This window comes from Streptococcus sp. oral taxon 431 (assembly GCF_023110115.1).
Classification (GTDB): Bacteria; Bacillota; Bacilli; order Lactobacillales; family Streptococcaceae; genus Streptococcus.
Map to the genome: position 1 here is coordinate 194,127 of NZ_JALDVP010000001.1, position 14,790 is coordinate 208,916.

The window sequence follows — 14,790 nt, forward strand, 5'->3', positions numbered from 1 at the left end:
ACATGATTAATCAAATTTATCAACTGACAAAACCAAAGTTTATCAATATTAAATATCAGGAAGAAGAAATTGATCAAGAGAATCATATCCTCATCCGACCAAATTACATGGCGGTTTGTCACGCAGATCAACGTTACTACCAAGGTAAACGCGATCCAAAAATTTTAGCGAAAAAACTACCAATGGCTATGATTCACGAGTCTTGTGGTACAGTCATTTCTGATCCAACAGGTACTTACAAAGTTGGTCAGAAGGTTGTTATGATTCCAAATCAACCACCTATGCAAAGTGATGAGGAATTCTACGAAAATTACATGACTGGAACATATTTCTTATCAAGTGGTTATGATGGGTTTATGCGAGAATTCGTTTCTCTACCTAAGGATCGTGTGGTAGCTTACGAAGATATCGAAGACACAGTTGCTGCCATTACAGAGTTTGTCAGTGTTGGCATGCATGCTATGAATCGTTTCATGACGGTATCTCACAGCAGACGTCAACGCATCGCTGTCATTGGTGATGGAAGTTTAGCTTTTGTCATGGCCAATATTATCAACTACACCTTGCCTGAAGCTGAGATTATTGTTATCGGACGTCACTGGGAGAAATTAGAACTCTTTTCGTTTGCTAAAGAGCTATACATTACTGATAATATTCCAGAGGATCTTAGTTTTGACCATGGTTTCGAATGCTGTGGTGGTGACGGTAGTGGACCTGCTATCAATGACTTGATTCGCTACATTAAACCACAAGGTACCATTTTGATGATGGGTGTTAGTGAGTATAAAGTTAATATCAATACTCGTGATTCATTGGAAAAAGGCTTGTTATTAGTTGGATCTTCTCGTTCTGGAAGAGTTGACTTTGAAAATGCCATCCAAATGTTGGAGATTAAAAAGTTTGCCAATCGTTTGAAGAATATCATTTATCTAGAAGAACCAGTAAGAGAGATTAAGGATATTCATCGAGTTTTTGCAACAGACCTTAATACTGCCTTCAAGACAGTATTTAAGTGGGAAGTCTAATGGAGGATGATTGTGAAGGAAATCGTTAAAGCAAAGATTGCTTCCTTATTGTCAGCTGACGAAGAAATTCAGAGCGTTGAACAATTGGGGGGGATGACCAATCAAAACTATTTGGTTAAGACAACCTCAAACCAGTACATCGTTAAGTTTTTCGGTAAAGGTACGGATAAATTAATCGACCGCCAGAATGAAAAGTACAATCTTGAGTTGTTGAAAGATTTGAAATTAGATGTAGAGAATTATCTTTTTGATATCGAAGCAGGTATCAAGGTCAATCAATACATTGAAAATGCTGAGACACTTGATTCAACTACCATTAAAACTAAATTTGAGAAGATAGCTCCAATTTTACAAACGATTCATGCTTCGGGTAAAGAATTAAAAGGAGAGTTTGCTCCTTTTGAGGAAATCAAAAAATATGAATCCTTGATTCAAGGGGAGATTTCTTATCCTAATTATGAAGCTGTCAGAAAGTCTGTATTTTCTCTGAAAGAAGAGCTTGAACAAATTGGAGTTGATAAGAAATCATGTCATATTGATTTGGTTCCAGAAAACTTTATTGAAGGTCCAGACGGACATCTTTATCTAATTGATTGGGAATATTCATCTATGAATGATTCTATGTGGGATTTGGCAGCCCTCTTCCTAGAATCTGAATTTACAAGTGCAGAAGAAGAAGACTTTTTAAGTCATTACGAGAGTGACAAGACTCCAGTTTCAAGGGAGAAAATTCGTATTTACAAAATCTTACAAGATATCATTTGGAGTCTTTGGACTATTTACAAAGAAGAAAATGGTGCAGATTTTGGAGATTATGGAATCTCTCGTTACAATAGAGCAGTAAAAGAATTAGAGTCTGAAGGAGATTTAAATGAAAACTAAAAATGGAGTTTCTTTTGGGCTACTATCAGGTGTGTTCTGGGGATTAGGATTAACTATTAGTGCTTATATCTTTTCAATATTCACGGATTTATCGCCCTTTGTAGTAGCAGCAGCACACGATTTCCTAAGTATTTTTATCTTGCTAGGATATCTTCTAGTTAAGGAAGGCAGAGTTCGTTTTTCAATCTTCTTGAACATTCGAAATGTCAGTGTTATCATCGGAGCTTTACTAGCCGGTCCGATTGGTATGCAGGCCAATCTCTATGCGGTTAAGTATATTGGAAGTTCATTAGCTTCGTCAGTCTCAGCTATTTATCCGGCAGTATCTGTCATTCTTGCTTTCTTTTTCTTAAAGCATAAGGTTTCGAAGAATACGGTATTTGGAATTTTATTAATCATTGCAGGAATTATTGCTCAGACCTACAAGGTTGAACAGGTCAATTCATTCTATATTGGTATCCTCTGTGCCTTGATCTGTGCCCTTGCTTGGGGAAGTGAAAGTGTTCTGAGCTCATTTGCTATGGAAAGTGAACTCAGTGAACTCGAAGCACTCTTGATACGACAAGTCACATCTTTTTTGTCCTACCTTGTCATTGTTCTCTTCTCGCATCATTCATTTGCAGAAGTGGCAAATGGACAATTATTGGGACTTTTGATTATCTTTGCGGCATTTAATATGATTTCTTATCTTGCCTACTATATGGCTATCAATCGATTGCAACCAGCAAAAGCAACTGGTTTAAATGTCAGTTATGTAGTTTGGACTGTCCTGTTTGCAGCGATGTTCTTGGGGACACCTCTGACTGTCTTGACCATTATAACTTCATTTGTTGTAATGGCAGGTGTTTATATTATCATTAAAGAATAAAGGAGAAAACGCGTGAAAGCGATCATCTTAGCAGCGGGATTGGGAACTCGTTTACGTCCTATGACAGAAAATACTCCCAAAGCCTTGGTTAAAGTCAATCAAAAACCTTTGGTTGAATATCAAATTGAATATTTAAAAGAACGAGGAATTGATGACATTATCATCGTCGTAGGTTATTTGAAAGAACAGTTCGACTATCTCAAAGAGAAATACGGTGTGCGTTTGGTCTTCAATGATAAGTATGCTGATTACAACAACTTTTACTCTCTTTACTTGGTAAAAGAAGAGTTGGCTAATAGCTACGTTATCGATGCGGATAACTATCTTTTCAAGAATATGTTCCGCAATGATATTGAACGTTCAACTTACTTTAGTGTTTATCGCGAAGACTGTGATAATGAGTGGTTCCTAGTTTATGGGGATGACTTCAAAGTTCAAGATATCATTGTTGATAGTAAAAACGGACGCATCTTGAGCGGTGTTTCATTCTGGGACGCTCCAACAGCTGAGAAGATTGTAGGATTTATTAATCAAGCTTATGAGAGTGGCGAGTTTGTTGACCTCTACTGGGATAACATGGTTAAAGATAATATCAAAGAACTAGATGTTTACGTAGAGGAGTTAGAAGAAAATTCTATCTATGAAATTGACAGTGTTAAAGATTATCAAAAACTAGAAAAAATTCTTTCTTCGCAAAAATAAGCAACTTTTATGAACTGATACCTTACCTATTTTTACTTGACTTTTCATGTTTGATACAGTATACTAGTGAAAATTTAACCTTTAAGGGAAGTCCAGAGAGACTCACAAGGTGTCAGAGAAAAGAAGCTACAATGGAAACAAGTAAGCAAGGCTTATTTGCTACTTTTGTGTAAATATCTTAACTGAAACCTTGCAATAGCAAGGTTTTTCTTTATCTGATCCCCTTAAAATTTAAGGAGGAAAAGTTATGAATCCAAATTGTAGAAAACGCATGGGTGCTATTCGCTTGGAAAATATGAAAGTGATTGTTCAAGAGGAAATCGCACCAGCAATCTTTGAGCTAGTACTTGAAGGAGACATGGTTGAAGCTATGAAAGCTGGACAATTTCTTCATTTACGTGTACCTGATGATGCCCATCTCTTACGTCGTCCAATTTCGATTTCATCAATTGATAAGATGACTAAGCAATGCAAACTTATCTATCGAGTTGAAGGAGCAGGGACAGCAATTTTTTCAAGCTTAAAAACAGGTGATAGCATAGATGTTATGGGACCTCAAGGAAATGGCTTTGATTTATCTGATCTAGACAAGAAGAATCGTGTTCTTATAGTTGGTGGTGGAATAGGAGTGCCGCCCTTACTCGAAGTAGCTAAACAACTGAATGAGCGTGGTGTTGAAATAACAACTGTTTTAGGATTTGCTACTAAAGATGCTGTTATTTTGGAAGATGAATTATCCAAATTTAGTCAGGTCTTTGTAACGACTGATGATGGATCTTATGGTATTAAAGGAAATGTATCGGTAGTGATTAATGAATTTGACACAGAATTTGATGCCATCTACTCATGCGGTGCGCCTGGTATGATGAAATACATTAATCAAACATTTTACGACCATCCAAGAGCTTACCTATCCCTAGAATCCCGTATGGCCTGTGGCATGGGGGCTTGCTACGCTTGCGTATTGAAAGTACCAGATAGTGATACAGTTAGTCAACGTGTGTGTGAAGATGGGCCTGTATTTAAAACAGGAACTGTTGTTTTATAAGGAGAGTGTCATGACTACAAATCGATTACAAGTCTCTCTACCAGGCTTAGAACTAAAGAATCCTATCATTCCTGCTTCAGGCTGTTTTGGTTTTGGACAAGAGTATGCCAAATACTATGATTTGGACCTCTTGGGCTCTATCATGATTAAGGCTACTACACTTGAACCACGTTTTGGTAATCGTACTCCACGAGTGGCAGAAACACCTGCTGGTATGCTGAATGCTATTGGTCTACAAAATCCAGGACTAGATGCCGTTCTCTCCGAAAAATTACCTTGGTTGCAAAGAGAGTATCCTAATCTCCCTATAATCGCCAATGTTGCTGGATTCTCAAAGCAAGAATACGCAGCAGTTTCTAGTGGTATTTCCAAGGCACCTAACGTGAAAGCCATTGAGCTCAATATTTCTTGTCCAAACGTCGATCATGGGAATCACGGCCTTTTAATTGGGCAAGACCCAGATTTAGCTTATGATGTGGTAAAAGCAGCCGTAGGGGCATCAGATGTGCCAGTTTACGTTAAATTGACACCAAGTGTAACTGATATCGTGACTATCGCAAAAGCAGTAGAGGACGCAGGTGCTAGTGGTCTCACTATGATCAATACCCTTGTTGGTATGCGCTTTGATCTCAAAACTAGAAAACCAATCATTGCCAATGGTACTGGTGGAATGTCTGGGCCTGCAGTCTTTCCGGTAGCTCTGAAACTAATCCGTCAAGTAGCTCAAACAACTAATCTTCCAATCATTGGTATGGGAGGAGTTGATTCGGCTGAAGCTGCAATAGAAATGTACTTAGCTGGTGCGTCAGCAATAGGAGTCGGTACAGCAAACTTTACCAATCCTTATGCCTGTCCTGATATCATTGATAACCTACCAAAAGTCATGGACAAATATAATATCGAAACTCTGGAGCAATTGAGAAAAGAAGTAAAAAGTAGCTTATAGTTTTTTAAATTCGTAATATTTTGAATGCCTTCTTCTTTCTGGTATAATATGACTATGATTGTAACAATACCTATAAAAACTGAAAAAGACATTGCAACACCAGGTCCAACAGTCCTCGTTTTAGGATATTTTGATGGTATTCATCTAGGACATCAAAAATTATTTAGCATTGCTGGTGAAATTGCTGCTAAGAAGAGATTAAGCGTTGCTTTAATTACCTTTCATGAATCACCAAAATTAACCTTAAAACCCTATTCACCAGAAAATTTACTTCATATCCTGAATGCAGAAGAACGTGAACGTAAGTTTAAACGAGCTGGTGTTGAAAATCTTTATTTAATGGACTTTTCAAGTCGTATCGCTAATATGACCGCTCAAGAGTTTGTAGATACCTTTGTCAAAGAAGTCAAAGCAGATACCATTGTGGTTGGATTTGACTATAGTTTAGGTGCTGATAGAAAATCAGCTGAAGATTTAAAAGAAATTTTTGATGGAGAAGTAGTTGTAGTACCTCCTGTAGAAGATGAAAAAGGAAAGATTAGCTCTACTCGTATTCGTCAAGCTATCCTTGAAGGGAATGTGAAAGAAGCTGGTCAGTTACTAGGAAGTCCACTTCCTACAAGAGGAATAGTCGTACACGGCAATGCTCGTGGTCGAACAATCGGTTATCCAACTGCCAATCTCGTGCTCTTAGATCGTACCTATATGCCGGCAGATGGTGTCTATGCCGTTGATATCGAAATCAAGAGAAAACTCTATCGAGGAATGGCCAGTGTCGGGAAGAACGTTACTTTTGATGGAGAAGAAGAGCGTTTTGAAGTGAATATCTTTGATTTTGATGAAGATATTTATGGTGAAACAGTGACCGTCTATTGGTTAGATCGTATCCGAGATATGGTGAAATTTGACGGCATTGAACAACTGGTAAAACAGCTTGAAGAAGATGAAAAAGCTGCAAGAAAATAAAAATGAAGTTCGAATGAAAATTCGAGCTTTTTATTTTGTTAAAATCTTAGAAAAACAAGGATTAGAGATGAGATATAAACTTAAGTCTGGTATAATTCTAATAAGTGATTAAGGGAGATTATGATGTTTAAAGAAAAAAGAAATAAAGGTTTTATTTCTGTACTGATACTTTCGCTAGTATTCTTTGCGATTGCTACAATTTCAGGATTCTTAGGTCAAATGCACAAGAAACCTACAGAGAGGTTTGCAGATACGACTGATACTGGAAAAGAAGTTACTATGTCAGTCTACGGTATCTATCCTGAACCTGTTGGTGAAGTTGATGGTGGAACTGTTATTTATATTGTGCAATATAGCAAGGAAGGTGAAGGGAAGTTTGCTGTAGTTGAGTCAAAAGTGAAAGATGAGTCAATTAATGAACTTCTTGAGAACGCTGACAGTCTTGCTGATAATCCTGCAACTCTCACAGGTATACAGTTAGAACCCCTTACTGATACCAATTTTGTCAATACTTCTAAGAACACTAAGATTATCAATCTTGATGAATTTATTAGCTCTATTCTTCCTGCTAAATCGGTTGTCGCTCGTAATATGAATACAAGAATTTATCTCAGTCTCAGTGAATATTCACGAGACAGCCTGAGCTATATTTTTGGTATTGTGATTTTTTCCGGCATGGGACTAATGACTTTAATCGGAGCCTTTATCATACGAAAGAAAACAGTTGCTTCATTCAAAGAGCTCTATCGTCTGTACCCTGAATTAGAAGGAAATCTTGAGCTCCTTGATACTCAAGCTGATTTTTATAACCAGGACTTGAAAGTTATTTTGTATAGAAACCATCTCATTACTTATTACAAAGGGACCCAAGCTCTAGATCTTAGAGATGTGTGGAGGATCTATTTAGTACGTACAAGTTATAGTCGTTTTACAAAAGTTTATCAGTTTGTATATACTCGAAAAGATAGTTCTAAGAAGTATAGCTTAACTATTCGAAATACTAATAGAGTAGAAGAACAATTAGAAGATTTCTGGAATCTTCTTCCAAAAAAATTTCCTGAGATCAACATTGGTAGTTTATAAGAAAGCATCTTTTTGGGTGCTTTTCCTTTTGGGTAAAATTTTGGAAAAAAGTGAATTTATAACTTGACATCTTAAATGTTAAGGAGTAGAATATTTACTGGTTAATTAAATGGTTAAGTTTATGAATCCAATATATCTAACTAAACAATACTAGAAACCTATAAAAAGGATTAGAACATTTAAATTGTTTTTATAAATATTTCTATTTATAAACTTAACTGGTTAATGACACAGAACTTATAGTGTTGCCTAAATCTTATATTTAGTAGTAAAAATAGAAAGTGTGTTTAGATGAAAATCAATAAAAAATATGTTCTTGGTTCCGTAGCTCTTATGGTAATAAGTCTTTCAAGTTATGAATTGGGTCGTTATCAATCAAGGCAGACTGACAAAGTGTCTAATCGTGTGGCTTACATAGATGGGAATCAGGCTAGTACTAAGACCGAAAATTTGACGCCAGATGAAGTTAGTCAGCGAGAAGGAATCAATGCGGAACAGATAGTCATTAAGATTACCGATCAAGGCTACGTAACTTCACATGGAGACCATTATCATTACTTTAATGGTAAGGTTCCTTATGACGCTATTATTAGTGAAGAACTCTTGATGAAAGATTCGAATTATCAACTTCGAAATGAGGATATTGTCAACGAAGTCAAGGGTGGCTATGTCATTAAGGTTGATGGTCGCTATTATGTATACCTCAAAGATGCTTCACATTCCGAAAATATTCGTAGTAAGGATGAGATTAATCGTCAGAAGCAGGAACATGGACATGGTGGGGGAGTAAAGGTTAGTAATGAAGTCGCTGTAGCAAGAACTCAGGGACGTTATACGACGGATGATGGTTATATTTTTAATGCTAGTGATATTATTGAGGACACGGGTGATGCTTACATCGTTCCACATGGCAATCACTTTCATTATATTCCCAAAAGTGATTTATCAGCTAGCGAACTAGCTGCTGCTCAGGCCTTCTTATCCGCTAAAGGTGGTCAAACAAGCTCAGTTGGGTATCGACCGTCAACAAATTCTTCTAGCAGCTCATCAGATGCTTCGAATAGTAGTACATATAGACAAACGAATCAAAGCAATGTTGAGGCAAATACTAGAAGATGGACCCCAAGTGTTAGCCCACAAGTGGATAATAGTTATCAAGCAAGTTCAAGTGAAGATGTATCTAGTCTTTTAAAACAACTTTACGCCTTGCCACTCAGCCAACGTCATGTGGAATCCGATGGTTTACTCTTTGACCCTGCCCAAATCACGAAAAGAACAGCAAATGGGGTAGCAGTACCACATGGGGATCACTATCATTTTATCCCTTATAGTCAAATGTCAGCTTTGGAAGAAAAGATTTCACGGATAATTCCAGTAAAAGGACAAAATAATGGGAACAACAAGCCAGTAAATACCCAAAAGCCAACAAACAGTACAGTTGAGCATATGTTTTTAGGAAATTCAATTAAAGCTTATGGTAAGGGGCTGGATGGCAAACCATACGATACTAGTGATGGATATGTATTCAGTAAAGATTCTATCTATTCAGTTGATAAATCAGGCATTATAGCGAGACATGGAAATCATTTCCATTATGTGGGATTTGGAGAGTTAGAACAATTTGAATTAGATGAAGTTAGCAAGTGGATGAAGGAAAAAGGTCAAGCTAATGATAGTGTTATTCCTTCAGAGAAAATGAATAACGAAGATAAACCAAAATTTAATTCAAAAAGAGTGAATAGTAAAGTTACCAAAGATGGTAAAGTTGGTTATGTTCTTAAAGAAAACGGAAAAGAATACTTCTATTCTCGAGACGAACTTGATCTTACTCAAATTGCTTTTTCTGAACAAGAACTCATGCTTAAGGATCGAAATCATTATCGTTATGATATAGTAGACACAGGGATTAAACCAAGATTAGCTGTAGATGTCTCAAGTTTGCCGATGCATGCAGCGAATACTACTTATGATACTGGAAGTTCATTCATTATTCCACACATTGATCATATTCACGTTGTGCCTTACTCATGGTTAGAGCCTGATCAAATTGCGACTATTAAATATGTCATGCAACACCCTGAGGTTCGTCCTGAAGTTTGGTCTAAGCCGGGTCACGAGGACTCAGGTTCCGTTATTGCTAATGTGACTCCTCTTGAAAAACGCGCTGGAATGCAGAATTGGCAAATTATCCATTCTGCTGAAGAAGTTCAGAAAGCTCTTGCAGAAGGTCGTTTTGCAACTCCAGATGGTTATATTTTTGATCCGAAAGATGTATTGGCAAAAGAAACTTTTGTATGGGAAGACAAATCATTTAGTATTCCAAGAGCGGGAGGTGGTTCATTGAGAAGTATCACTAAATCTGACTTATCAGAAGTAGAATGGAAACAAGCACAAGACTTAATAGTAAAAAGAATAAAAGAAAAAGAATCCCAAAATGGGACGTTTACGAATAATAATGAAGAATTAAAACCTGATTCAAACAATACTGAAAATAGTGATAAAAATAAGACTGTTGTAGATAAAACTGAGGAACAACCGAAGAGTAATATAGGCGTCAATGAGACTGGTACGACCGATAAAATTCCTTCAGAAAACAAGGTTGAAGATAAAGAAAACTCCAAAGAAGAAAGTGACGATGATTTACCAGACTACGGATTGGATAAAGTAACTTTAAATGAACATATAGAAAAGTTATCAAAAATTGCTCAAATCGATCCTAAGTTTCTAATTTTTCAGCCAGAAGGTGTTCAGTTTTACAATAAAAATGGTGAATTAGTGATGTATGACATTAAGACACTAAAACAAGTAAAGCCTTAAAATATTTTTATCAATTATAATCTACTCGAAAGGATATTGTTCGATTTTTGATTGAATAATGTCCTTTTATTTGTTAAAAAACTGAAATTTGCTGTCTTAAAAAATGAAACAAGGAGTTCTAAAACAATAATTTTATTTTTTACGACAAAAAATCTTGACTTAACAAATAAAAAAAGATAAACTATTTACTAGTTAATTAAATGGTTAAATACTAGTTAAGGAGTTGTTATGAAAAAAAGAAGCATTCTATGGGTCATGATTACCTTCTTTGTTCTTATTTTAGGGGCATGTGGACAAAAGGCTAGTCAAGACAATCGTAATGAAACTAAGGGAATGAAGATTGTGACTAGTTTTTACCCTGTCTATGCTATGGTTAAAGAAATTTCGGGTGACCTAAATGATGTTCGGATGATTCAGTCGAGTTCAGGTATCCATTCATTTGAACCTTCTGCAAATGACATTGCAGCCATTTATGATGCCGATGTTTTCGTTTATCATTCTCATACCTTGGAATCATGGGCGGGAAGTTTGGATCCAAGCCTGCAAAAGTCTAAGGTAAAGGTCTTAGAAGCATCAGAAGGTATGACCTTGGAACGCGTGCCTGGATTAGAAGATATGAAAGTTGGAGACGGGATTGATGAGAAGACCTTGTATGATCCTCATACTTGGCTTGATCCTGAAAAGGTTGCTGAAGAAGCTCAGATTATCGCTGATAAGTTATCCGAACTAGACAGCGCTAACAAGGATACTTATCAGAAAAACGCACAAAGTTTTAGTGCCAAAGCTCATAATTTGACCAAGAAATACCAACCCATTTTTGAAAAAGTCAATCAAAGAAATTTTGTAACTCAACATACAGCTTTTTCATATTTAGCTAAACGCTTTGGATTAAATCAACTTGGAATAGCTGGTATTTCACCAGACCAAGAACCAAGCCCGAGACAGTTAACCGAAATTCAAGAATTTGTAAAAAATTATAAGGTCAAAACTATCTTTACAGAGAGCAATGCTTCGTCTAAAGTTGCTGATACACTTGTCAAATCAACAGGTGTGACTCTTAAAACACTCAATCCTTTAGAGGCCGACCCACAAAATGATAAGTCCTACTTGGAAAATTTAGAAGACAATATAGCTATTTTAGCTGAAGAATTGAAATGAGGAGTTTATGAAAATTAATAAAAAATATTTAGCAGGATCTGCAGTGGTCCTTGCCTTGAGTGTCTGTGCTTACGCTTTAAATCAACATCAAGCGCCTGAGAACAAAGAAAATAACCGTGTATCCTATGTTGATGGGAAAGAGTCTGATGCTAAAAAGAATGAAAATCTGACACCTGATCAAGTTAACCAAAAAGAAGGAATAGAAGCTGAACAGATTGTTACTAAGATTACAGATCAAGGCTATGTGACTTCCCACGGTGACCATTTTCATTTCTACAATGGTAAGGTGCCTTTTGATGCCATCTTTAGTGAAGAATTGGTCATGAAAGATCCAAACTATCAGCTAAGTGATGGAGATATTGTCAGTGAGATTAAAGGTGGCTATATCATCAAGGTGGATGGCAAATATTATGTCTATCTGAAGGATGCTAGTCACGCAGATAATATTCGTACCAAAGACCAAATCGAGAAACAAAAACAAGAACACACATCAGATAGTAGCAGTACAAGTAATGAAGTTATTGCTGCCAGAGCACAAGGTCGATATACAACTGATGACGGTTACGTCTTTAATGCTGCAGATATTATTGAAGATACAGGTGACGCTTATATCGTTCCTCATGGTGGCCATTATCATTACGTTCCTAAGAGTGCTCTATCTTCAAGTGAATTGGCTGCCGCTCAAGCTTACCTTGCTGGAAGAGGAAGTCAACAAAGTCCAACAGACTACAAACCGATTCCAAGTGTTGAACCAAGTCATCAAGTAGAAAAACCAGCTACAAGCAATCCAGTACAAGAAGAAAATAATCTTCAAAAACTTCTAGAACAGCTTTACGCTTTACCAGTTAGTCAACGCTATAAAGAATCTGATGGTTTGGTATTTGACCCGGCTAAAATTACCAGTCGTACGGCTAATGGAGTTGCTATCCCTCATGGAAATCATTACCATTTCATTCCTTATAGTAGTTTATCTGCTTTGGAGCAAAAGATTGCACGCTTGATACCACTTTCAGGTCTAGTAACACCATCAAATCCTGTAGAAACTCCAAGTAAACCAAACGAAGACCATGGCCACGAAGATGTTGATCATCAACACGAAGAAGACCATGACCACGATCATGCTAATCATCGACACGGTGAAGACCACGATCATGGCTTTGCTATTGATAGAGTGATTAGCGAGGACGACCAAGGTTTCGTAGTTTCACATGGAGACCACAATCATTATTTTTACAAGAAAGATTTGACGGCTCAACAAATTAAAGAAGCTCAGGAACACTTGAAAGGTAAAATCGAAGTTAAACCTAATCCATCAGATGATCACCATGATGAAGACGGGCATGATCACCACCATGGTGAAGACCACGATCACGGTTTCGATGCTGACCGAGTGATAAGTGAAGATGAACAAGGTTTTGTAGTTTCACATGGAGACCATGCCCATTATTTCTTTAAGAAAGATTTATCAGCAGAGCAGATTAAGGCTGCACAAGACCATCTTCATGGCCATCAGCAGACAGAACCTGTTAAACCTCTTGCCAAGACGGTTGAAAGTTTCTCTCGAGATGCCAGCGATGAAGAAAAAATAGCTTATATTTCTAAAACATATGGCGTTCCTCTTGAGGCTATCAGAATTTCAAATGGATTCTTTGTATTTGGTAATCCAGACCAGGCTTATGACCCAACTCACATTCACCCTTACGCTGTTCGTAAGGAACACGTTCGTATTCCGCTTCAAACAGGTGATGCAGAGCTTGATTTCCTAAACGAACTCTATACAACTGCTCTACGTGATGGTGTTTCTCCTTATAGCTTGCAGGTTGAAAATGGTAGCTTTGTTATCCCTCATGGTGATCACAACCACTACATCAAGGTTCAAACCAAAGGTTATGAAATCGCTTTGAAAAACAAAATTCCTGCATTACAGTCAACTTACCAACCTGGTGCTTTTGATGAAAAAGCAGTCCAGTATAAGATTGATCAACTCTTGGCAGAGAGTCGTGAAGTCTATAAAGATAAACCAATTCTTCAAAGACAGATTGAACTTGCTTTGGGGCAATTTTCTGAGAATATGAAGAAGCTATCAACCAACTCTACTGCAGGTTATTTGGCAGCTTTGGATTTGTTTGATAAGCAGTATATTCACATTGACTCAAGTGTCAAACCAACAGAAATCAGTCCTTTAGACAAGAAATATCAAGCTTTAGTAGATAAGATTAATACCTTAGATACAGATGCTTATGGACTTCCTAAGAAGGATTTATTGACTCAACTTCAAGAAAATAAACTTGCCCAAGATGAAGCAGGTTTAGATGCAGTTGAAGCTAAACTACAAGCTCTGCAAGATTTTAATGACCGTACTGGTGTTACGACAGTAGAATACATCAAGTATTTCTACCAACATCTATCTGATGGTCGCTTAAATGACACTCTTAGAAATAAAGTTGCTAACTTAACTTGGACACTTTATAAATCACAATCCTTCCTTAAGGCGACTGACTTGAACAAACTATTCCCAGAAATCTATCAAACAAAACTGGAAGTTGAAGAAGCTCTGAAGAATGAACCTGTTACAAGTAAGCCTTCTGAAACGATTTTAGATACTGAAAAAGTGGATGGACACAGTGCTAAAACTGCAGTTTATGAGTTCTTAAAAGGTTTGTATGATGATCTCAAACCTGAGGAACAAAGTAACCATGTCTTAAAAGGGCAAGTAGAAGAGTTACTAACAAAAGCTGAAGAATTAGTTCATCAAGTCAATGAGGAGGGGGTTAAAGCTTCACTCTCTGACGAAGTGAAAAATCTGAAGACAGCTTTGGAGAAAGAAGACGCAGACCTTGATGAATTAAATACACAGGTCCAAGATCTTTTGAAACGTATTTCACTAACAATCCAAAATGAACGTGATAATTCGAAACAAGACCCAGAGGTTTTAGTTCTTTACCAAAAACTCTATAACGGTGTCATTGCTCTCCATACTTATTTGGAAATGAATAATGGTTCAGATGCTGACTTTGAAAAAGTAGATGCTCTATTTGATAAACTAGCAGCAGCAAGTAAGGATAAGCAGGCTCTTCTAGCAGTTGCCCAAGAAATAGTCTTGTTAAATCAAGAGCTTAGATCTAAAGCAACACCAAGTCAAGAAACACCTGTTGAATCAAAACAAGAAACACCAGGTCAAGCAGGCACTGATAAGCAAGTAGAAGCTAGCTCAGTGCAGACAACAACAGAGAAAACTTCTGAAACAACAACTGAACTAAATCCTGAATCAACAGAAAAAGTCGCAGACTAAAAA

Annotated in this window: 11 protein-coding genes; all 11 read left to right on the top strand. The window is 37.0% G+C overall.

The annotated features are described in order from the left end of the window. Positions 1–2: 2 nt before the first annotated feature. The 11 genes from M1F91_RS01085 to M1F91_RS01135 all read left to right on the top strand — a co-directional run bounded on the left by M1F91_RS01085 (position 3) and on the right by M1F91_RS01135 (position 14,787). On the top strand, positions 3–1,025 hold the full coding sequence (locus M1F91_RS01085) for a ribitol-5-phosphate dehydrogenase (protein ID WP_247912262.1): 1,023 nt from the start codon (positions 3–5) through the stop codon (positions 1,023–1,025). A gap of 12 nt (positions 1,026–1,037) precedes the next feature. Next, positions 1,038–1,907: a phosphotransferase family protein gene (locus M1F91_RS01090; protein WP_247912263.1), complete on the top strand. Its 870-nt coding sequence runs from the start codon at positions 1,038–1,040 to the stop codon at positions 1,905–1,907. Then, positions 1,897–2,775, top strand: a complete 879-nt coding sequence (locus M1F91_RS01095) for a DMT family transporter (protein ID WP_247912264.1) — start codon at positions 1,897–1,899, stop codon at positions 2,773–2,775. Before M1F91_RS01090 ends, M1F91_RS01095 begins: the two co-directional genes overlap by 11 nt. Positions 2,776–2,787: 12 nt before the next feature. Next, positions 2,788–3,477 carry a sugar phosphate nucleotidyltransferase gene (locus tag M1F91_RS01100; RefSeq protein ID WP_247912265.1) on the top strand — a complete coding sequence of 230 codons (690 nt, stop codon included), beginning with the start codon at positions 2,788–2,790 and terminating at the stop codon, positions 3,475–3,477. Positions 3,478–3,724: 247 nt separating this feature from the next. Continuing rightward, the gene (locus M1F91_RS01105) at positions 3,725–4,525 is read left to right on the top strand and encodes a dihydroorotate dehydrogenase electron transfer subunit (RefSeq protein WP_247912266.1); all 801 of its coding nucleotides are present in this window, start codon (positions 3,725–3,727) and stop codon (positions 4,523–4,525) included. Then, positions 4,488–5,471 (top strand): dihydroorotate dehydrogenase, encoded by a 984-nt coding sequence (locus M1F91_RS01110; RefSeq protein WP_247912267.1) that lies wholly within the window; start codon positions 4,488–4,490, stop codon positions 5,469–5,471. Before M1F91_RS01105 ends, M1F91_RS01110 begins: the two co-directional genes overlap by 38 nt. Positions 5,472–5,525: 54 nt before the next feature. Further along, a complete protein-coding gene (locus tag M1F91_RS01115; protein WP_247912268.1) occupies positions 5,526–6,437 on the top strand; it encodes a bifunctional riboflavin kinase/FAD synthetase in 912 nt (303 codons plus the stop codon). A 123-nt stretch (positions 6,438–6,560) separates the two neighbouring features. Then, entirely contained in the window at positions 6,561–7,520 is a 960-nt protein-coding gene (locus M1F91_RS01120) for a hypothetical protein (protein WP_247912269.1), read from the top strand. Between the two features lie 291 nt (positions 7,521–7,811). Next, positions 7,812–10,337: a pneumococcal-type histidine triad protein gene (locus tag M1F91_RS01125; protein WP_247912270.1), complete on the top strand. Its 2,526-nt coding sequence runs from the start codon at positions 7,812–7,814 to the stop codon at positions 10,335–10,337. A 228-nt stretch (positions 10,338–10,565) separates the two neighbouring features. Then, positions 10,566–11,495, top strand: a complete 930-nt coding sequence (locus M1F91_RS01130) for a zinc ABC transporter substrate-binding protein (RefSeq protein WP_247912271.1) — start codon at positions 10,566–10,568, stop codon at positions 11,493–11,495. 7 nt (positions 11,496–11,502) lie between these two features. Beyond that, positions 11,503–14,787: a pneumococcal-type histidine triad protein gene (locus tag M1F91_RS01135; protein WP_247912272.1), complete on the top strand. Its 3,285-nt coding sequence runs from the start codon at positions 11,503–11,505 to the stop codon at positions 14,785–14,787. The last annotated feature ends 3 nt before the right edge of the window (positions 14,788–14,790 follow it).